The 20,720-nt window shown below is 59.5% G+C and carries 18 protein-coding genes; 13 read left to right on the top strand and 5 right to left on the bottom strand.

Annotated features, from left to right (window positions below; translation table 11 throughout):
- The first annotated feature begins 360 nt into the window (after positions 1 to 360).
- The 12 genes from AB1576_02440 (at position 361) to AB1576_02385 (ending at position 13,641) form a co-directional block, all read left to right on the top strand.
- On the top strand, positions 361 to 546 hold the full coding sequence (locus tag AB1576_02440; GenBank protein MEW6080650.1) for a hypothetical protein: 186 nt from the start codon (positions 361 to 363) through the stop codon (positions 544 to 546).
- Positions 547 to 787: 241 nt separating this feature from the next.
- On the top strand, positions 788 to 1,411 hold the full coding sequence (locus AB1576_02435; protein ID MEW6080649.1) for a hypothetical protein: 624 nt from the start codon (positions 788 to 790) through the stop codon (positions 1,409 to 1,411).
- Between the two features lie 4 nt (positions 1,412 to 1,415).
- On the top strand, positions 1,416 to 3,332 hold the full coding sequence (dxs, locus tag AB1576_02430) for a 1-deoxy-D-xylulose-5-phosphate synthase (GenBank protein MEW6080648.1): 1,917 nt from the start codon (positions 1,416 to 1,418) through the stop codon (positions 3,330 to 3,332).
- 2 nt (positions 3,333 to 3,334) lie between these two features.
- Positions 3,335 to 4,141: a TlyA family RNA methyltransferase gene (locus AB1576_02425; GenBank protein MEW6080647.1), complete on the top strand. Its 807-nt coding sequence runs from the start codon at positions 3,335 to 3,337 to the stop codon at positions 4,139 to 4,141.
- Positions 4,138 to 4,998, top strand: coding sequence for an NAD(+)/NADH kinase (locus tag AB1576_02420; GenBank protein MEW6080646.1), 861 nt, complete (start codon positions 4,138 to 4,140; stop codon positions 4,996 to 4,998). Before AB1576_02425 ends, AB1576_02420 begins: the two co-directional genes overlap by 4 nt.
- A 59-nt stretch (positions 4,999 to 5,057) precedes the next feature.
- Positions 5,058 to 5,510 carry an arginine repressor gene (argR, locus tag AB1576_02415; protein ID MEW6080645.1) on the top strand — a complete coding sequence of 151 codons (453 nt, stop codon included), beginning with the start codon at positions 5,058 to 5,060 and terminating at the stop codon, positions 5,508 to 5,510.
- Positions 5,511 to 5,521: 11 nt separating this feature from the next.
- Positions 5,522 to 7,195 carry a DNA repair protein RecN gene (recN, locus tag AB1576_02410; protein ID MEW6080644.1) on the top strand — a complete coding sequence of 558 codons (1,674 nt, stop codon included), beginning with the start codon at positions 5,522 to 5,524 and terminating at the stop codon, positions 7,193 to 7,195.
- 217 nt (positions 7,196 to 7,412) lie between these two features.
- Positions 7,413 to 8,789 (top strand): SpoIVB peptidase, encoded by a 1,377-nt coding sequence (gene spoIVB / locus AB1576_02405; protein MEW6080643.1) that lies wholly within the window; start codon positions 7,413 to 7,415, stop codon positions 8,787 to 8,789.
- An 870-nt stretch (positions 8,790 to 9,659) separates the two neighbouring features.
- Positions 9,660 to 10,802 (top strand): hypothetical protein, encoded by a 1,143-nt coding sequence (locus AB1576_02400; GenBank protein ID MEW6080642.1) that lies wholly within the window; start codon positions 9,660 to 9,662, stop codon positions 10,800 to 10,802.
- Positions 10,803 to 10,956: 154 nt separating this feature from the next.
- Entirely contained in the window at positions 10,957 to 11,718 is a 762-nt protein-coding gene (gene spo0A / locus AB1576_02395; protein MEW6080641.1) for a sporulation transcription factor Spo0A, read from the top strand.
- Positions 11,719 to 12,164: 446 nt separating this feature from the next.
- Entirely contained in the window at positions 12,165 to 12,602 is a 438-nt protein-coding gene (locus AB1576_02390) for an Rrf2 family transcriptional regulator (protein ID MEW6080640.1), read from the top strand.
- A 562-nt stretch (positions 12,603 to 13,164) separates the two neighbouring features.
- Positions 13,165 to 13,641, top strand: a complete 477-nt coding sequence (locus AB1576_02385; protein MEW6080639.1) for a hypothetical protein — start codon at positions 13,165 to 13,167, stop codon at positions 13,639 to 13,641.
- Positions 13,642 to 13,690: 49 nt separating this feature from the next.
- Here the strand turns inward: AB1576_02385 and AB1576_02380 are convergent, their stop codons facing one another.
- From AB1576_02380 to AB1576_02360, 5 genes are all read right to left on the bottom strand, one after another.
- On the bottom strand, positions 13,691 to 14,764 hold the full coding sequence (locus AB1576_02380) for a hypothetical protein (GenBank protein ID MEW6080638.1): 1,074 nt from the start codon (positions 14,762 to 14,764) through the stop codon (positions 13,691 to 13,693).
- Between the two features lie 49 nt (positions 14,765 to 14,813).
- Positions 14,814 to 15,842 (bottom strand): NGG1p interacting factor NIF3, encoded by a 1,029-nt coding sequence (locus AB1576_02375; protein ID MEW6080637.1) that lies wholly within the window; start codon positions 15,840 to 15,842, stop codon positions 14,814 to 14,816.
- Between the two features lie 312 nt (positions 15,843 to 16,154).
- Positions 16,155 to 17,429, bottom strand: a complete 1,275-nt coding sequence (locus AB1576_02370; protein ID MEW6080636.1) for an amidohydrolase family protein — start codon at positions 17,427 to 17,429, stop codon at positions 16,155 to 16,157.
- A gap of 644 nt (positions 17,430 to 18,073) precedes the next feature.
- Entirely contained in the window at positions 18,074 to 18,799 is a 726-nt protein-coding gene (locus tag AB1576_02365) for a 4Fe-4S binding protein (GenBank protein MEW6080635.1), read from the bottom strand.
- A gap of 4 nt (positions 18,800 to 18,803) precedes the next feature.
- Entirely contained in the window at positions 18,804 to 19,439 is a 636-nt protein-coding gene (locus tag AB1576_02360) for a hypothetical protein (protein MEW6080634.1), read from the bottom strand.
- Positions 19,440 to 19,586: 147 nt separating this feature from the next.
- Between AB1576_02360 and steA the strand changes: the two genes are divergently transcribed.
- Positions 19,587 to 20,711 carry a putative cytokinetic ring protein SteA gene (gene steA / locus AB1576_02355; GenBank protein ID MEW6080633.1) on the top strand — a complete coding sequence of 375 codons (1,125 nt, stop codon included), beginning with the start codon at positions 19,587 to 19,589 and terminating at the stop codon, positions 20,709 to 20,711.
- Positions 20,712 to 20,720: the final 9 nt, after the last annotated feature.

The raw sequence follows: 20,720 nt of genomic DNA, 5'->3' as shown, positions 1-20,720 counted from the left end.
CTGACAGTCCTAACCGCTGTCAGCAGCATAACAAAAAAGCAACTCCCTGTCAAGAAATCCTTGAAATCCACAATGGTGTCGTGCACCCCTTGAAAGTCGGAGATTTGAAGGTTTCTCGTGCATGTGCTATAATCATGTACTGCTACGCAACAACTTCAGATTTGTGGTGGGTGGCGCAGTATCCTAGTCGGTGCCTCCGCTCCCTAAGGCGGGCCCAAAAATCCGTCAAGGGCACATCGATGAAGCTCCTTGTGCTGGCTTCCGACGCCCAGCCGGGGGTTGGTGCTGGGAGTTAAAGGAACTGGGGCGATCTACAACGGCATGTAGGCGTGGACCCCGGTTCCGTGGAGGCCTAAGTTCGTGCCAGACCGCGAGGGCGACTGGTACGGCTTAGAGTTGTACCTGCATGCGGTGAGCGCTGTGTGCAGTGTAGCCTGCCTTGAGCGACCTGGAGGGACTGTGGGCCGGCCGAGTGTCCCTGGGCCCAGGGAGACACGGCTCTTGCCACCGGAAACCCAGGCTGCAAAAGAGGCTAAGGAGCGCTAGGCACCGTCAGAGGAAAGCTCCTAGGCTGTTCGCCAAGGCGAGATGTGACGGGGATTACAGTGTGGTCTCAGTGGCAATCCAGCATTGTCGCGGGTGACCAGGCAAGGATGCTACTAAGGGGAAACCGCCTGTCCGGCGACGGATCGGTTAGCGTCAGGGAAAGCCTGCTGGACCTTAAGCCGCAACGTTTACTCGACACGTTGCCACCCACTCACATGGTTGTTTCTAGGAGTGAGACCATTTGGGGAGTCACAATTCAAAGCCCCGTTCCCGCTCCCAGTCCCGGCGCAACTCGTGGTTTACTGCTCTTAAACTGGCCATTGCCACGTTCACCGTGACCGTCGCCGTAACCCTTCCCGCCCAGCAAGTCGTAAGAGGCCTTAATCCCTTAGTATCTTTGGCAGTCATCATCGCCATTATACTCTTAGGTGTCCTCTTCGATATACTAGGGGTGGCCGTGGCTGCGGCTGAGGAGAAACCCTTCCACGCCATGTCGGCCAAGAGGGTCCGAGGCGCCAAGTCGGCACTGAGAATGATCAGGAACGCAGACACAGTGGCAAGTCTCTCCAACGACCTCATCGGGGATATCGCGGGTACCGTCAGCGGTGCCGCCACAGCTTCCCTGGTGTTCCAGCTGGCCAGGCTGAACCCCGGCATCAACGATGCCGTGGCCGGTGTGGCCGCTGTGGGACTGGCCGCATCGCTCACCGTAGGCGGCAAGGCACTTGGCAAGAGAGTGGCAATAAACCAGTCCACCGGCATTTTGCTCAGAGCTGGCAGGGCTTTGGAGACACTGGAGCGTATCCTTCACTGGAGGGTCCTTAACGGGAACACACGGGGAAACGGGAAGCGCAAGGGGAGGTAGGCCCGTGGGTTATCTGGAGGCAATAGACGGCCCGGAGGATCTTAGAGCTCTCAGCACCCCCCAGCTCAAGGAGCTGGCAAAGGAACTCAGGCAACTCATTCTTAGCACGGTGGCCTCCAACGGTGGACACCTTGGGCCTAACCTCGGCTCCATAGAGATAACCCTTGCCCTTCACAGCGTGTACCGGAGCCCAGAGGACCGGGTCATCTGGGACGTCGGACACCAGTGTTACGCCCACAAGATCATTACTGGCCGCCGGGATGCCTTCAAGACGCTGCGGCAGTACGGGGGCATAGGCGGGTATCCAAATCCCGAGGAGAGCCCCCACGATGCCTTCATAGCCGGGCATGCCAGCACATCGGTTTCAGCTGCCTTGGGCCTAGCCAAGGCCCGGGATCTCCGGGGTCAGAAGCACCAAGTGATAGCAGTTATTGGGGACGGCTCCCTCAGCGGGGGCATGGCCTTTGAGGCCCTGAACTACGCCGGGCAGGAGAAGACCCACCTCATCGTAATCCTTAATGACAACAGCATGTGCATATCTCCCAACGTTGGTGCCCTGGCCGGCTACTTGAACCGTCTTAGAACCCATCCTGCGTATCACCGCCTGAAGGCAGATTTCGAGGAGACCATGGCAAGAATCCCCCTGGCGGGGAGCATGGCCAAGACGGTAGAGCGGCTCAAGGACAGCATCAAGTACCTTGTGGTGCCAGGCATGCTCTTCGAGGACCTGGGCTTTACCTACCTGGGTCCCGTGGACGGCCATGACATCCCAGCGCTCCAACGTGTGCTCAGGAGCGCCCGGGACATGGAGGGCCCCATCCTGGTCCACGCTGTCACCAAGAAGGGCCTGGGCTACGAGCCCGCCGAGGAAAACCCCGATATGTTTCACGGCATTGGGCCCTTTGACATGAAGAGCGCCCGGCCCCTCCCAAGGGGCGAGAATTTCACCTACAGCCGAGTATTCGGGGACGCCATGGTAGAGCTGGGCCGGCAGGATGATCGTGTGACCGCCATCACGGCGGCCATGACAAGCGGGACAGGTCTCTCAGCCTTCTTTCGGGAGTTCCCCGCACGCTCTTTTGACGTAGGCATCGCTGAGCAGAACGCCGTTACATTCTCTGCGGGACTTGCCGCCGCTGGCCTGAGGCCTGTTGTGGCCATCTACTCCACGTTCCTGCAGCGTGCCTATGACCAAATTGTTCATGACGTGTGCCTGCCCCGGCTCCCGGTGGTTTTCGCCCTTGACCGTGCAGGCATTGTGGCGGACGACGGCAGCACCCACCAGGGTCTTTTTGACTACGCCTATCTGAGACACATCCCTAACATCACGGTGATGGCCCCGCGAGACGGCGCCACGCTCCGGTCAATGCTGGCCACAGCCCTGGCGCACAGCGGGCCCTCAGCTCTCCGCTACCCCAAGACTCAAGTGCAGGGAGATCCTGGGGGGCCCCTCGAGCCCATAGATATAGGTAGGGCCGAGGTGCTGAGAGAGGGGGACGATGTGCTCCTCCTGGCTGTGGGCAGCACGGTCCTGGCGTGCCAGGAGGCGGCGGGTCTCCTGGAGGCCCAGGGCATTCACGCCGCCGTTGTGGATGCCCGGTTTGTGAAGCCCCTGGACTATGACACCATCAAGAGGGCCGCCTCCCCCGTTAGCCTGGTGCTCACCGTAGAGGAGCACGCCATGTGCTGCGGTTTTGGGTCTGCGGTCCTGGAGGCGTTCTCTCGTATGGGCGTGCCGGTGCCGGTGAGAATGCTGGGGGTGCCTGACCTCTTCGTGCCCCACGGCAGTCGTGACATATTCCTAAGCCAGTTCGGCCTTGGCGCCGGCGGGATAGCCCGGATTGTCCAAGAAGAACTCTCCAGGCTGCCCGGTCACCGCAGGGTGACTGTGTCTCGCGCCGGGAGTGGGAGGGATGAGTAGGCGTGTCCCCCCGGAGGCGCCTGGATGTTCACCTGGTGGAAGAGGGGTGCTTCCCCTCAAGGGAGAGGGCCCGGGCGGCTGTTCTCGCAGGCTGCGTAAGGGTGGATGGAGAGACGGAGTACAAGCCTGGCCGGCAGGTGGCAGAGGCTTCCCACGTTATCGTGAGTAGTGACAGCCTGGCCTATGTGAGTAGGGGTGCCCTCAAGATTGAGGCGGCCCTGGAGCGACTGAGTGTTGATGTAAAGGGCAAGGTGTGCCTGGACGTGGGGGCCTCCACCGGGGGGTTTACCCAGGTCCTCCTTGATAGGGGCGCCGCGCTGGTATACGCCGTGGACGTGGGATACGGGCAGCTCGCCTACAAGCTGCGGCAGGACCCCCGGGTTGTGGTCATGGAGAGGACGAACGCCCGTTACCTCAACCCTGGTGACTTTCCCTACCCACCAAGCATAGCCACCATGGATGTGTCCTTCATCTCCGCGGCCAAGGTTCTGCCCGCGATCATGGCTGTCACGACGCAGGGCGCCGAAGTGCTCCTCCTGGTGAAGCCCCAGTTCGAGGTGGAAAGAGGGGGTTCCAAGAAGGGTGTGGTGCGTGATCCCCAGGTTCACCTGGAGGTGCTGGCCAAGCTGGAACACCAGGCCCAGACCCTGGGTCTCTTCCTTGCGGGGGCGGTAGTTTCACCCATCCTGGGTCCCAAGGGCAATATTGAGTTTTGGTTTCACCTGGTGAAGGGTTTCCCTGGCCGAGAGGTGAATCTGGAAAATATGGTCAACCAGGCTCATGACGCACTGAGAGGTGGCGGGACTTGAAGAGGATCGGCATATTCCCCAACCTGGACAAGGATAAGGCCCTGGAACTCACTGGGCAGTTGGTCAAGTGGCTTGAGGACCAGGGCATCCAGGTAGGTCTTTCGGCAGACATCGCCAGTCTCATCAAGAGGGAGGACCTCTCCCTGCCCAGCTGGGACACGCCTTTGGACCTCATGGTGGTCTTGGGGGGTGACGGGACACTGCTTAACGCAGCAAAGGCAGTGGCCCTAAGCGGGACACCGGTGCTAGGTGTGAACCTGGGTCACCTGGGGTTCCTGACCGAGGTAGAGACGGGGGATCTCTTCTTCAGCCTCCCCCGGGTAATCCAGGGCGAGTACCAGGTTGAAGAGCGAATGATGTTGGATGCTGAGGTGATCCGGGCGGGCCGCCCGGTCGCCGGTTTCCTCGCCCTCAATGAAGTAGTGCTCACCAAGGGCTCCTTCGCAAGGCTTGTCCGCTTCGATGTGGAGATAGACGGCGGGAGCGTGGATACCTACTCCGCTGATGGGGTCATTGTCTCAACGCCCACAGGGTCCACTGCCTACTCCCTCTCTGCCGGGGGACCCATCGTAACACCGGACCTCGGTGTAATGATCATCACTCCCATCTGCCCCCACACCCTTTACTGGCGCTCCCTGGTAATAGCCAGTTACCGGGAGGTCAAGATAAGGGTGGGCATGGCCCATCCGGAGACAATGCTTACCGTGGATGGCCAGGTTGGCTATGGCCTGGAGAGGGGAGACGAGGTCAACGTGACACGGGCTCCTGTCGTGGCGCGGCTAGTACGCACGTCCAACCGCAGCTTCTTCTCACTTTTAAGGTCCAAGTTGAAAGAAGGAGAATCCGGGGCGAACTAGAAAGAATATCTAGTACTCCCCGTTCCTGGGCAGTTACGGCCACCAGGGGGTGTCCTTTTTTGAAGAGCCGGAGGCAATCCAAGATCCTGGAGATCATTAGGCGCGATATCGTTGAGACCCAGGAGGACCTTGCCCGTAGGTTGAGGGAGGAAGGAATCAAGGTAACTCAAGCAACGGTTTCCCGGGACATCCGTGAATTAAACCTCATCAAGAGCCCTACGGGGGATGGCCGGCTCAGGTACGCCCAGGCAGGAGAGACCATCTCCCCCAACCCCAACGAGCGCCTGAAACGCCTCATCCGGGACTGCTGCACCAATATTGATTACTCCGAGAACATTGTGGTGGTAAACTGCCTTTCGGGTACCGCAAACGCTGTATGCGAGGCCGTGGATCTTATGCGGTGGAAGGAGATCGTTGGCACAGTGGCAGGGGATAACACCTTCCTCATCATCGTCAAGACAAGACCCGGCGTTCAGGCAGTCATCTCCAGACTCAAGAAGATCATGGGCTAGGGGTTTTTCTTGTGATCCTTGACCTCCACGTTGAGAACTTTGCCATCATCGATGACCTCCGGCTGAGATTCGGGCCGGGCTTGAACGTCCTTACCGGCGAGACAGGAGCAGGCAAGTCCATCGTCATAGATGCCGTGGAGGTTGCGCTGGGTGGTAGGGCACTCACTGATTACGTACGCCATGGCGCAGAGCGGGCTTTTGTTGAGATAGCCTTCGGGGATCTTCCCGAGGCTACTCGCCAGGGTGTAGAAGCCATGGGCCTGGGTGAGCCCGGGGACGAGCTTGTGCTCTCCAGGGAGATCCTGGCCTCCGGCAGGAGCCTTGCCAGGGTGAACGGCCGGTCGGTTACCGCCCACATGCTAAAGGCACTCTCTTCCCTTCTCATCGATATCCACGGCCAGCATGAACACCAATCCCTCCTGGATCCCCAGCGACACCTTGACCTCCTGGATGGCTTCGGCGGGCCCGGGCTCACCCAGTCACGCCAGGCCCTGGAGGCCCGCTTCGAAGAGGCATCCCGGCTTCGGTCGGAGCTCTCCTCTTTAGGCATGGACGAGAGGGAACGGGCGCAGCGCCTGGATATACTGGAGTACCAGGTACGGGAGATCCGGTTTGCCAGGCTATCCCCGGCGGAGGAAGCAGAACTCCTATCAAGGCAAAGGGTCCTGGCCAACGCGGAACGCCTTGCGGAACTGTGCTCGGGGGCCTTTGCTCTCCTCCACGAGGGTGATGGGGCCTCATGTCAGGAACTGGCGGGGCGGGCTGCAGCCCTCCTGGGGGAGGCGGCCCGCCTAGACCCGTCCCTGGAGGGCATGACAGCAGACCTCGGGCAGGTTCAAGATCGCATCCAGGATATGGCCAGGGGTCTTAGGAGCTACCTGGACAGGATCGAGTATGACCCGGGTGCCATTTCCGAGGTGGAGGAGAGACTGGAGGTCATCGCCAGGCTGAAGAGGAAGTATGGGGGGACCGTTGAGGAGGTTCTGGACTTCAAGGAGACGGCATCCAGGGACATAGAACGCCTCCTGGGTAGTGACGAGAGGGCGCGCTTGCTCCAGGGCAGGTTGAAGGATGCAGAAGACCTTCTTTCAGAGGAGGCCCTGCGGCTTTCCGGGCTGCGCCACCAGGCGGCACTGGAGCTGGAGAGGCGTGTGAAGGCAGAACTACTAGAACTTGGCATGGCCAAAGTCCAGCTGGCCGTGGCATTCACCCAGCTTGACAGCCCCGGGCCCGGCGGTGTCGACCAGGTGGAGTTTGTCCTCTCTGCAAATCCTGGGGAGCCCCCAAGGCCCCTTCACAGGGTAGCCTCAGGCGGTGAACTATCCAGGATAATGCTGGCAATGAAGGCAGCGCTTGCCGAGGCGGACGGGATTCCCACCCTGATCTTCGACGAGATCGACTCGGGCATCGGAGGAAGGGCCGCTAGCGTGCTGGGTAGGAAGCTCGGGGCACTGGGATCACGACGGCAGGTAGTATGTGTGACCCACCTGGCGGCCATCGCCAGCTGGGCGGAGCGTCACTTCTCAGTAAGGAAGGTTGAGGGAAAGGGAAGAACCGTTGCCAGGGTTGCCCTCCTGGACGAGGGAGCCAGGCTGGAGGAAATAGCCAGGATGCTTGGGGGTGAGGTTTCCGAGACCACCCTGAAACACGCCGGGGAAATGCTGAAGTCCGCCACAGCCGGCTGAAGCCCTGCGAGTTATGTAAAGTGTGCTCAGCGAACAAAGGACTAGGTCCTTTTACTTTTTTTGCCCGAAATCCCCATACTATCCCGGGAAGTTATGTGAATATCCAGGCATACGCCCCGCCTTTCGGGGCAACTTAACTTTTGTAACCGTCTTGTCGTGGCAACGGAAAACCGGAGGTGAGTTGTGGAAGGAGAGGCCAACTGGAGGCAAGGACAAGATGGATGTGGAAACCAAAAGACGACGCCTTTTCGGTATCCTCGGGGCTGGGCTGATCCTGGCGTTGTCGTTGACCCCCCAGTTCAGGACATTCTCCCAGATACCCCGGGAGATGAGAGTCCTGGAGGGTGAAGACTGCGAGATGGACCTGGGGCTCCCTATGAGCCTCTATGTGAGGACAGACCGGGACGGCGTCATCCAGTTCAGAGGGGAGATCAGCCGGAAGGGTGCCTGGAGCATTGTGCGAGGGGCGCTGCTACAGATGCAGCCTGTGAGCCAGGGCCAGGTAGATCTGGAGTTCCGGCTCTTTGGGGTAGTTCCACTCCGGCGCGTGCAGGTTACGGTCATGCCCCAGGTGGAGGTGGTTCCTGGAGGTCACTCCATCGGTGTTGTTCTCAAGTCAGACGGGCTGATGATAGTGCGCCTGGCGGATATCAACGTGGGGAATGGCCGCTACAGGTGCCCGGCAAGAGAGGCTGGTATAGCTATGGGTGATTCGGTGGTAGCTGTGGATGGCGTGAGGGTGGTTAGCGACTTCCAGCTGGGTGGTCTCGTAGAACGGGCCGGGCTTGCCAATAGACTCGTCACTCTTACCGTTAAGAGGGGCCACAAGGAGTTTGACGTTCAGGTGACACCCGCGCTCTGTGAGGAAACCCACCGTTACCTCTTGGGGATGTGGGTAAGGGATGGCACGGCTGGAGTGGGCACGCTCTCCTTCTATCACCCGGAGTCCCGCGAGTACATGGCCCTTGGGCACGTCATAACCGATGGTGATACTCGGCGTCCCATTGAGGTGCAGGATGGGCACATAGTTATAGCCTCTGTGTCCTCAGTAGAGCCAGGAAGGAGGGGTCAGCCCGGGGAGAAGATCGGGGTCTTCCTGACTCATGCGGAGGTGCTGGGCCACATCGATAGGAACACCACCTTTGGAATCTACGGTACCCTAGCCTACCTGCCTGGGAGTCCCTTCTACCAGGAGGCGATACCGGTGGCCCTGGCCCACCAAGTGAAGCCCGGATCTGCTGAGATCATCACCGTGGTGGAGGGGAACAGCCTTGAGACCTTCCTGGTCGAGATCGTTAAAGTACAGCCGCAGAGCAGGCCCGAAGGCAAGGGCATTCTCCTCCGCGTAAAAGACCCCAGATTGCTTCAGGCTACGGGGGGCATCGTGCAGGGCATGAGTGGAAGTCCCATCATCCAGGATGGCAAGGTGGTCGGTGCCATTACCCATGTCCTTGTGAATGACCCCGAAAGAGGTTATGGTGTGTTCGCTGAATGGATGATAAACGAGGCAGGACTGGGCAAGTTCGTGAGTGCAAACAGGGTAGAGGCGCCATGGGCGTCTCTACCCTTTAATCTTATGCCAGTCAATTTTTGAGCCCTGAAGATCCTTAATCCCCGCAAACCGGTCTAAACCCGCTCTTTACTCTATGCCTTTTTACACCAGAGAAGGAGCGGACTCTAACCTTGAGGGCCGTGTAGCTCAGGTGATCGGCAGGGCCAATAGGGGATTTTCTGGGAAAGGATACTACTTCGTGAGGGAACGGTGCCTACTCCCGGGTACGTGCGCCGGCTCACACAGCGGGGTTACCAGATAATTGACGTCAAGAACAAGCTGTGTGTCAGGTCGCAAAAAGCACATCATCCGCGAACAGAGCCTTCCATAGCATAGCGGGAGTGGTCTAGGACCTCCTAGAGTGTATCTTGGATGTCCGGGCCGGCCAGGGTGGTGGACGCAATCATCGTGGACCTGGTAAACAACCTCAACCTTCCCTCAGATCCCTGAACGACTACATTGTACACGTAGCGTTAGTATGTACTAGCCCTCCTTATGACAGAGGCGATATGACCCGAATGCCAGAAATTAAAGGGAACTGGGGATGGGAGGCAATTCTCCATGACACCGGAAGGCCCTTCATAGTCAATGGGCACCGTGAAGAGAGGGCAAGAATAATCTCAATGACTCCATGGTATCCACTATAAGAGGGAACGGCTCGGGTTATCCCAATGGCATCCCAGGACCAGATTCACCTGCATGGCTAAGGTTGTACCAGAACAGTTTGCTGTAACGGAGGTACTAGAGGATTAACTCCGTCCATAAGGTCTTCCGTGCGGCGCTTTCCCGGAGGGTTTCTCGGGACGATGACGATAGCGACCGCCCTAAGCAGGACATGAAACCTCCCGCAGCGAACCTGCCAAGACACGATAGACTTGACCAAGGGAATCCCGGGAGGAGGAGTAGGTTACTGTGGGGGAGGCAGTACTCAGTGTACCAGGGATCGAGGTAGTTCCCGTAGATAACCTGCGGAGACGAAAGCAGTTCATCAGGCTGCCTTGGAGTATCTACAGGGGGGATTCCCGCTGGGTGCCACCCCTTCTCCGGGATTGCTCAAGCATGCTCACGACGTCAGAAAACCCCCTTCTTGCCTCAGGACCTTACAGCCTGTTTCTGGCCTTTCAGGATGGAGTGCCCGTGGGCAGGGTTTGTGCAGGGATCAATACAAAGATGAACGAGGCCAAGGGAACACGTGAGGGTTATTTTTGCCTGTTTGAATGCGTAAACCAGTATGCTGTAGCCCGGGCCCTGTTTAACGCTGCCCTGGAGTTCGTGGCTGCCCGTGGAGCCAGCCTGGTGAAGGGGCCGGTTTCCCCCACCAACGGGGACGAGTACCGCGGGGTTCTAGTTGAGGGTTTCCAGCACGTGCCCTTTCTTTTCCAGTCGTATAACCCCTCCTACTACCCCAGCTTCTTTGAGCGGTACGGTTTTGCCAAGGAACTGGACTACCTGGGCTACTGGAACCGGCTCTCCAATGCCAGGCAACGGGGCAAGGCAGTGGAATACGCTATGCGCAGGTACGGTTTTAGGGTTGATCCCCTGGACATGCGCAACATGGACCGGGACATAAGAGACATAAAGCAGGTATTCGATGAATCTATGCCCCAGGACTGGCCAGACCTTATCCCCCCAACCCTGGAAGAGCTCCAGGCCATGGGAACCCGCCTCAAGGGACTTGCGGAGTCTGAACTCATCAGGATTGCCCGGCGTGGACTAAGGCCCATAGGTGTGTCCGTGGCGCTGCCCGACTATAACCAGGTACTGGCCCATATGAATGGTCGCCTGTTCCCCCTGGGCTGGCTCAAGTTCCTGATCTTCAGGCGACGTATCGACGCCCTGCGCATCTTCATATTGTTCATTGTCCCCGAGTTTCACAAGAAGGGTGTCTCCCATGCCCTCTACCACCATACCCTGGAAGCCGCCACCCGGCTGGGCTACACGTGGGGTGACGGTTCAACTGTGGCCGACACCAACCTCACGATGAGAAGGGATATAGAGAGGGTGGGGGGTATCCACTACAAGACCTACAGGGTATATTCCAAAGCCCTGCACTAGGCAGGATAGAATGGCCAGACGCTGCTGGATGGCTTGTGAAATCACGCCATACAGATCCATATTATTCCACTCTGGGTGAAGGAATCCCCCAGGGAACGTCGAAGTGGACACTACACTTCAGCGAGGTATTCATCTTGTCAAGGGAGGCTACGTAATGTCTGCCATCAGGGTTCTCCTTGCTGACGACAACTATGAGTTCTGTGGCGTATTACTGGAGCACTGGGAGACTCAAGAGGATATGGAACTGGTGGGTGTGGCTCACAACGGCCCGGAAACGGTCGAACTCCTCCACAAGACTCATCCTGATGTGCTCGTTCTGGATGTGATAATGCCGCAGCTTGATGGAATAGGCGTACTTGAGGAGATGGAAGCCTCTGGTATTGAACCAAGGCCAAGGGTGATCGTTTTGACCGCCTTCGGCCAGGAGAAGGTTACGCGAGAGGCGGCCCGGCTGGGTGCGGACTACTTCGTGCTGAAACCCTTCGACCTAGGCGTGCTCAGCAATCGTATCAGGCAGCTGGCCGACAGCAAGCCCCGGCCCAGGATAGCGGGGAACCGCACCAAGAGCCTGGACCAGGAGGTCACTAGCATAATCCACGAGGTTGGCATCCCAGCCCATATCAAGGGCTACTTCTACCTCAGAGACGCCATCTTGCTTGTGGCGCAGCGCATGGAACTCCTGGGAGGCATCACCAAGGAACTCTACCCGGCTGTTGCTCAGGCACACCATACAACACCCAGCCGCGTGGAGAGGGCCATACGTCACGCCATAGAGGTGGCCTGGAACCGCGGGAACATCGATGTGATAAATGGCATATTCGGGCACACGGTCAACAAGGACAAGGGAAAGCCAACGAATTCAGAGTTCATAGCCATGCTGGCGGACAAGATCAGGATGGAGATGAAGGTGTCCTGAGAAATGGGTTGGTAAGAGGGGGATGGATCCATCCAGGTTACCCTCCCTCAACCCTGAAGGTTGTAGGTCGCTTTGGTGACACCAAGCATCGCCCGGATGGGTGGGGCCAAGGGCTTGTCCTGGTTTGAGCGAACCGGCTGCGCTACCCACCCAACAGAGCTGGCAGGCCATCCCTATTCAGCCACTGAGTGACCCAGACAAGAGCCGCCACTTATCCCTGTCCCCAGGCTTAATGGGGCTTTTATTATGGCCATGCTCAGGACTAGAGGCAATACCATAGAAACGAGCATGCTACCGCTATGCCCAATTGGCTCTGGAGGAGACCTGGTTGGGCCCCCCAGAAAGACCATTGCGGAACCGCTGGGTTACGTATCACACACGATTGACAGGAAGGCTCAGGCAGTTTATACTATAACTAACTTGGTAACTAATAAGGGGGTTATCCCTTGGCTATAACCAAGAAGGCGGAATACGCCATAGCCGCCCTGGCGGACCTGGCCTCCAGGAAGCCGGAGGGCTTCGAGTCCTCCAGGGACATCGCCACCAGGCAAGGCATACCGCCCAAACTCATAGCGCAGATCCTGGCACTCATGAGCAAGGGGGGCATCCTGGAGGGTGCCAGGGGACCCCTGGGCGGCGTGCGGCTAATACGTGACCCGTCCACCATCAGCCTCAGGGAGGTTATCGAGCTAGTGGAGGGGCCCCTCGGGATAACCAAGTGCCTGGTGCAGCGTGGGGAGTGCCGGAAACAGGGATCCTGCCCGCTCCAGGGCATCTGGGCCGAGGCTCAGGAGCGAATGGTGGAGGTCCTTGAAGGAAGGACCATCCAGGACCTGGCAGACGCCCAGAGTTCCATGGCCTCAAAAAGCCGGCCACAAAGATAGGTCAGCACAGGTTAGATTACAGCCGGGCCGGTCATGGACGTTAAGAATAGACCAGGGAACAGTCAAGGCCAAGGAACCGGCCAGCAGCGAGGCCATGATGGTGCTGGAGGAGGCGCGGCGCCACGGGCTCATAGTGGGCAAGCGTGGCCCTCATAGCAGCATTTCCGGATCGCTCCTCCCCTTAGGATTTCTGAGGCTCAGATGGCGGAAGGACTGGGCATCCTTGATAGTCATCGTTGTCGTTGAGGCTCTAAGAGCCTGGCCGAATGGCAGAAAGCACCAGCTCTTATGTGGCAGGCTTAAGAAAGGCCATTATGGGTCTCAGCAGGCACAGGTTCCCCCGGAATCCCCGGTAACACCGGGTTCCAGCTCCCCGTTACCTCCGAGCCAAGTCTACCGCTTCCCGTCCGATCCCGTATACCTGCCTACGGGTAGGGCTGCCTTTAGTCCCAAGCTCGGCCTCGTCAGGATATCCATTCGCACCCCGCTTTGGGGTCGATAGGCTTCACCTTGACTCTTCCCCGGGAATAGTATGGAGTGCAATCCAGGGGAGGTGAACAGTGTGAAGATGGGAATCGAACTGGTGCCGGAGGTCGCTGTGACGGTTGCCCGAGGGGACTTCATCAACATGAGGCTCATGGTGGACGGCAATAGTATCCAAACATCCCTGGGTGAAGATGAGTTCGCCTTCACCACCACGGTATTGAGGGGAAAACGATTGGCGGCGACGGGACGCCGGAACAGGCTGGAGATGCAGGACCAACCCCTCGGCATGGGGCCCGCTCAGGTGCCTCCAGCCTTAGCCGTGGAGATGGGCGAGGGGACACGCATCGCCGTCGACATGGAAGTGCGGAATTCAACCTTGCTTGACATGGGCATGCTCGTTCATTGCCTTGGACTGAGGGTTGTGGATGACCAAGGGGAGACACTGGCCCATTTCCCGCTGGCCAGGCCTGATGTGACGGTGTCATGGCCCCGAAGGGGACGTTTCCTGGTAGATATCACTAAGCCGCTCCTCAACGCATCCAGGGTGGCCTGAAGAGCCTGGCAGCCCCACCGTGACGGGGGGGTGCCAGGCTCCAAACGCCTCAAGTGACCAGAGGAGTCAGGAGGAACGCCAGCAAAGCGGCGGTGATGACCCTTAGCACCATGCCGATGACAGCGGCTTCAAGGGCTTCCCGCTCGCTGAGGTCGGAAACGCTCGCCCAAATGGTTGGGATCTGGCCGAACACGACGGAAAGGGGAAACCCCGAGGATGCCAAAACAAAGGCACCCACCACGAGGTTTGGAGGCAGGGTGGCCGCCGTCTGGGTGAGGTTCCCCATGGCCAGGGTCGGGGAGGCTAGGATGGCTACAATCCCTGTCTCCGGATCGATGGAGAGACTCCCCAGGAATCCCGTGAGCACTGTCTGTATGGGACTCCATATCCCGACATAATCCAAGGCACCTATGATGGCATAAATCACTGCCACAGCCGGAATGATCAAGAGGAACAGGAGTTCAGCACCTTCTTTTGCCCCCCCGAACAAGGTGGGAAGCGCCGCAGTCTTGGGAGTGAAACGGGGGATTTCTCTAAGGGTTACTCTCTTCGTGTTCCTGTAAATGGTGAACTTCAACAGGGGAGGCACAAGTACCAGGGGACCGAAGATCGCCAGTATTATGACAGGGAAGGCATTGATGCCTGCCACGGTCAAGCTTATGAGTCCTAGCATGAAGGTGGAAAAGGATTGCTGCGACTGGACCATTGTGGCGATAGCGATCTTCTGCTCATCTTTCGTTGCGCCGGATTCTCTCAGGACAGGCCCGGCGATGCGGCCCGCAGCGTTGATGTCGCCGAGTATGTTATAAACGCCGGGCACAACCACGGCCGAATGGATCCCCATGCGACCTATGACCGGTACGAACACCCTCATGAGGGCATCAGTGAGCCCCAGGCGTTCCAGAATCCGTCCGGTCATAACGCTTAGGATTATAGCGGTGCCCACCAGCCCGGTAAGGAAAACGTTCGCCACGATGGGCAGGGCCTTGTTGAACATGGCGTCGAAGAGGCCTCCCATGCTGTGGGGGGCAAAGAGGAGCCCCAGAAGGGCACCGGCAAGAACGACCATTCCCACGATCTCTATCCGTTGCCACTGGTACCGTTCAGAGTCTCGCTCGTTCAATCTAAGACCTCCTTGTCTCGAGAATGTGAGCGCTACGGGGCCGCCAGGTTCACCTCCTTTCGCGGGCCCTGGGAAGGAGATAGTTCCCGGCCATTTCCCGGGCGTACCTTCTTATCGCTTCGTTCCTGACGCGGTCCAAGGGTATCGCCGACACCCTTTCCCTGAAAAGGACTATCTCTAAAGAGGGAAAGAGCGTCGACAGGGCTTCAGAGAGTGGAAGCCAGTTCTCGTAGATCTCGATGGCATGGGTGTTGCCCACGAGGAAATTCCGTCCCAGCTCCTTGGCTTTGACCGCCAGGGGGTGCCCAGGCCCCACCCGCGAAATGCTGGCTATGATCGTGTCGATCTCCGGGTGCTCCGAAATTGCTTTTTCCAGGTGTTCAGGGCTGAAACCGGTATGGGGAAAGATGTGGAGTATGGTGCCCACGGTGCTTTCGGGGTGTCCCGTCACTACCTGGGGGCCGGCAGCCACCGATGCCTCCTGGATCTCCTGGCATCCTCGCACCTGGCGTTCGGCGTCAAGTAGTTCCCTTTCCTCTTCGCCTCCCATAAAATGGATGAGCCTGTCCACGAGGTCTCTAACCGTCGCTACTTCCTCCAAGGCCTTGCCTACGAAGACTATGTTGCCGGGCAGGCCTCCGTAGGCCACGTCGACTCGGAAAGGCTTGTGGCCATGAAGGTAAGGGATGCCGGGATGGAGGCCATGGAAAGCCTCGTGAAGCTCGATAACCGAAAGATTATAGAGATCAAGATAGGTTTTCAGTGGTACGCCACCGGAGTTGGCCGCATCGGCCACGGGATGGTGGGCGATCAGTAGGTCAATTCCTATGGAACCTGCCAGTTCGATCCCACTTTCCGTGAGAGTCATTACCATGGCAATGCGCCTCACCAGCTGATCGGGATTACCATAAACCAGTCCGGGCGTCTCCACCACGGCCTTGCCGGGTATGTGAGAGGTTTTACACACCACAAAGGGGTTCTTGCCGGAAAAGAGGGCCTCTGTTCCGGTTACCACACGCCCTCCCGTCACGGCATCCAGCGCCTCGATCACATCGGAGACTCTGATCTCTGCAGCCACCTTATTCCCCGGTTCGAGGATCCTCGCGCCCGCCCGACCTCTAGCGGGGCGGCGGCGGCAGGAAGGCGCTGACCGGCCATTTTCCGATCGCCCACCGTCCGCTTTAGAACCGGGCATCTTCACCTCCTGCTACTTGAATTGAATTTTGCAGCATGACAGGTTCCAGGACTTACACTCATCACTGATGAGCACCATTCTACATCACTTTGGCAAATCCTTTTTTTGGCTACTTGTATGATTGTTGCTAAGAATGTTATTTCCCGTTTTGTGAGATGGCCCGCCCAGGCTAGCGAGGAGAGCCCGCTGCACATCTCATGGGCCTGGCACGGCCACCGGAGGAAAGGTTTCAGGTCTCAGGGAAGGAGGCCTGGTAGACCGGCAGACCATCTCCCCCTTTACATAAACGGCTCTGATGCCCGCAGGGTCCAAGACCTCCAGTCCTGGGATCCCGGGGGCCACTACGAGGTCCGCCTGTTTTCCTCGCTCTATGCTGCCAAGCCTGTCGCTGAGACCGAGGATCTTTGCTCCGTTCAAGGTCAAGAGCGCGAGGAGACCGTTCTCCTCCATCCCCTTCGCCGCCAGGAACCTGAGGGCAGGTGATGCTAGGTAGGCTAGGAGGTGAGAACTGGAGTAGACGTGAGGGGGTAGGTGGTACCAGTGGGCCTCGGGGTGGAAGGGAAGCACGGCATCGGAGGCGATGGCCACTGTCACACCGGCCTCGACAGCCCGGGCGATCTCTTCCGGGGAGTTGGGGCGGCTTCGTGTGCCCCCTGAAGGGGTTGCCACCAAACTGGTGCCCGTCTTGGCCATCCGCTCCAAGAGCCTTTGGGGTGCGGTGTGCCCGTGGTGGACAACGTCTCCTCGCATCTCCAGGAAGGCCTCGAGGCTGTCAGGTCCCTCGATGTGAGCGCCCACCGGGCGGCCTTCCACGTGATAGGACTCAACGAACAACCGGAGGTCCGCCCTGGAGAACACGGGACTTCCGGCGTGGGGAGCCAGATCCAAGGGCAGGTTGGCCGGGGTTGCGTTGAGAAATACATGTTCACCAGGGGCTTCGCTGGCCTTGGCCAGTTCCCTAAGCATTGCGGTGTCCAGTAGGGCTTCCCTGGCCAACGGTTCTCCGGGACGGGCGGCGCTCAGGCAGGTTATGGGGTCTGTGCCTACTACGCAGGTTCCCACGGAAAACACCACGTTAAGTGGCAGGATCGACCTGGCCCTCTCGTATTCCTCCAGGGAACGCCTGAAAACATGGTGCCCCAGAAGATTTTCCCCCACGGTGGTCACGCCGGCCCTGAGCGCCTCCAGGAGGAGGCTGGTACCTGCAGCCAGCTGGGCCGGTTCCCCCATGCCCCAGGCCGTCCCCCCTCCGTACTCCAGGTTATGGGAGTGGGGGTCCACCAGACCGGGTATCACCGTATCCCCGCTGTGGTCCAGTACTTCGGCCCCGTCGTGGATGGTCTTCATCTTTTCCCAGGGGCCGATGTCCATTATCTTGCCTGCTCCTATGGCTACGCCCACGTTCCTCAAGGTTCCAGCGGTGGACACGGTGACCAGCCGGCCGGCTCTCAGAAGGCGCTCGATGCGCAAGTCATACTTCCCTCCCTCCCGGATGCTCCTGCGAAAGCCTCAAGCCGCGGGGGCCGCCGCTTATGACATGTCTTCCAGAATGATGCCAGACTTCGCCGAGGGGAGGGGGGATCCTCTTTTGCGGACCCGCTGCGAGGCCACGACGGGATGCCAGAGAAGGTCTTTTCGCAGGCGCCAGGACCCAGTGTTCCCCAGGTAAACCACGAACCGTACCGTGAGCTGTCACGGAGTGTCTGCGCACTGTGGGGCCCTTAGAGCCGTGTGCGATTTGGCCTTCCTAAATGACGTCGTTGCTGAGATCTTTGAGCATTTCGTCCCTTGGCCAACGCTCGGCAAGGTTATCGGCGTGTCCCGAGGGGCTCTTTGCATCGAGGAAGCCGCTGACTCCCTGGGCCTGCCGGCGGAGGCAACGGTTAGCCGTGCCCGGCCAGTATAAGGGGCCGTCCCACCGCCTCAGACGACGAGGCCACGAAGAGCCCTGGATGAATCGAGCCCTGGGCTCCACCTAGTGGCAGGCCCAGGGCCTCACCAGCCTATACTCTACGCAGCCGCCCACCTCCTCAACCTTGCTAGACCGCCCGGTGAGGACCCGCATGCCGGGTGGTATGGGGGGACGGGGGCTAGATGCCCCCTCAGGCCCAACCTCAGGCAACTATAGTGTTCTTGATAGTGCCGTCTACCCCGATGGTGACTTCCTTGACGGGAACGTTGCTGCCAGCTGCCTTGAGGGCCTCTGAAACCAGGTGTCTCAGGGCAAAACAGCATGGGACCTCCAAGTGGGCCACGGTGATGCTGGCAGGCCGGGCCTCGCGGAAGATGGCCTCCAGCTTATCCCTGTACATCCTGAAGTCATCCAGCTTGGGACACCCAACCACAACGGCGTGATCCTTCAGGAAGTCCCTGTGGAAGTTGGCGTAGGCAAAGGGCGCGCAGTCCGCCGCAACCAGGAGGTCTGCTCCCTTCAGGTAGGGCGCCCCTGCGGGCACCAGGGTGAGCTGCACTGGCCACTGAGCCAGCTCCGAAGCCAAGTCCGGGGAGACACCGTGGGATGTGTTCTCCCGCTTCAGGGTCCTAACGGCAGTTCCCGGACAACCGCAGGCTAGGTCCTGGCACTCGCTGACCTGTAATTTCCTTACGTGCTCCAGGACGGCCTCCTCATCGAATTCAGCCGCCTCTCGCTCCACGATGGATATGGCGTCCTGCGGGCAGTGCCCCAGGCACGCCCCGAGACCATCACAGTACACATCGCCTACGAGCCTGGCCTTGCCGTCGATGATTTGCAGAGCCCCCTCGGCGCAGTTGGGAATGCACAGGCCGCAGCCGTCGCACCTTTCCTCATCGATCTGGACGATCTTTCTCACCGTCTTCATTGCTTTATGCCTCCCTCTTATTCAGAACTTTCCGTGCCACCTCAGTGTTTAGCCCGCTAGGCCGCTCACCATCCCCGTTTAGGTAGTCGTCCAGCACAATGGCGTCAAGGATGAGGTCAAGACTATCCGATTCGCCCTGGCCGGTCTCCAGGGTCTCCAGCACCTTCATCACCTGGGCCCTGACATCCTCCGGGAGGCCGACGCGCTCAAGGATCTCCGCTTGTGTGTCCCCATCCAGCCCAGCCAGGAAAGTCGATGCCAGTACCACAAGGGCATTGCCGCCTCCCTCTGCCAGGAGTTCCTCAGCTATCATCACGCGCCCAAGGACGCGGTTGAGTGGCTCCCTGCGGTTTTCCCAGTGCCGCCTGAGCTGGGCCTCGAACCTATCCCTGACAATGCTGGGCTGCCGCCTGTAGGTGACGGCCACGTCCCCCAGGCACTTCTCAGCGTAGGGGCACCAGCGAGCGCAGCCGGGGTCAAAAGAAGGGTTTATCATGGCGTTGCCGCAAGAGGGGCATGACCTCTTGACATCGTCCTTCCAGAACTCGATGCTGGCCCCACAGGAGGGGCACACCTCGTACCGGATGTCCGAGGGCTTCCAGAACCTCCGGTCTTGTCCAGGGCAGGTCGAGTAGGGCATCTCTTCACCCTCCAAGGATACTTACTAAGTTACTTATATTATAGCCACCCGTGTTGTCCCCGTCAATCCTTTTTTTGCATGAACGTGGGCGCCGGCGCTTTTTCTGTCTGGCATTTTGGGGAAGTACTAACCGGGGGTGACCCTTTGATGACGCGGGTTTCTGGAGCTGCCAGGGTGGATCGCAGCACCAAGAGGCTTCTGGAGAGGCTGAAGCCAGGAGAGATCGCTGTTGTGGACCACCCCGACATAGATGAGCTGGCTGCGGAGGCCCTGGTGAGGGCAAGGGCTTTGGCGGTGCTCGACTGTGGGGAGGCAGCCACGGGGCGATACCCTGCCCGGGGTCCTGGCCGGCTCCTGAACGGGGGCCTGGTTGTAGTAGATCGCCTGGGCCCGGGGTTTCTCGAGAGGGTCAAGGATGGCGACTGGCTTGAGGTCCGGGGCTCCGCGGTATTCCGGGGACGGCAGTTCCTTGGACGGGGCCGTCTCCTGGATGACCACCTGTTGCGGGGGATCCTTGACCAATCCGCCAAGTCCATGCCTGAACACCTGGACAGGTTCTTCAGGAACACCCTGGAGAGGGCGGAGGCCGAGATCCGGGCAGTCCTGGACGGCCCGCCCGAGATCGCGCTGCGCACCCCGATCCGGGGCAGGCAGGTGCTGGTTGTGGTCAGGGGCCGTGCCTACCGGGAGGACCTGAGGGCGATCCTCCCCTATGTCAGGGAGGAAAAACCGGTTCTCCTTGCTGTAGACGGTGGCGCAGATGCCTTGATGGAACATGGCTTGGGGCCCCAGGTAATCCTGGGCGACATGGACAGCGTAAGTGATATGGCCCTGAGGTCGGGGGCGGAGCTCATCGTCCACGCCTATACGGATGGCTGCGCTCCAGGGCTGGGCCGCCTCAGGGCCATGGGACTGGAGGCGCAGTGCCTGCCCTGCCCGGGAACCAGTGAGGACGCTGCGCTGCTCCTTGCCTACCAGCAGGGAGCCAGGCTAATCGTGGTGGTGGGAGCCCACTCGGACTTCCTGGACTTCCAGGAGAAGGGGAGACGGGGTATGGGGAGCACCCTTCTGGTCCGGATGAAGGTGGGGCCTATCCTGGTTGACGCCAAGGGCGTAAGCCAGCTCTACCAGGGCCGGGTTAAGGGACGGCACCTCCTAGAGATGGTGCTGGCCGCGGCTCTCCCCTTGGCCGCCCTGGGGGCATCGGCCCCCGCCTTTCAGAACCTGGTGAGGCTGGTGTTACTCAGGGCCAGGCTCACCTTGGGCTTCTAGGGGGATCGA

This window comes from Bacillota bacterium, assembly GCA_040754315.1.
Lineage (GTDB): Bacteria > Bacillota > Sulfobacillia > DUSP01 > JBFMCS01 > JBFMCS01.
The sequence above is the reverse complement of the archived record's forward strand: the minus strand, read 5'-3'. Positions and strand labels throughout refer to the sequence as shown.

What these genes read in the sequence shown, in the direction of transcription:
- spoIVB (MEW6080643.1), top strand. Translation starts at nt 7,413, where the DNA reads ATGGATGTGGAAACCAAAAGACGACGCCTTTTCGGTATCCTCGGGGCT.
- spo0A (MEW6080641.1), top strand. Translation starts at nt 10,957, where the DNA reads ATGTCTGCCATCAGGGTTCTCCTTGCTGACGACAACTATGAGTTCTGT.
- AB1576_02365 (MEW6080635.1), bottom strand. Translation starts at nt 18,799, where the DNA reads ATGAAGACGGTGAGAAAGATCGTCCAGATCGATGAGGAAAGGTGCGAC.
- AB1576_02360 (MEW6080634.1), bottom strand. Translation starts at nt 19,439, where the DNA reads ATGCCCTACTCGACCTGCCCTGGACAAGACCGGAGGTTCTGGAAGCCC.
- steA (MEW6080633.1), top strand. Translation starts at nt 19,587, where the DNA reads ATGACGCGGGTTTCTGGAGCTGCCAGGGTGGATCGCAGCACCAAGAGG.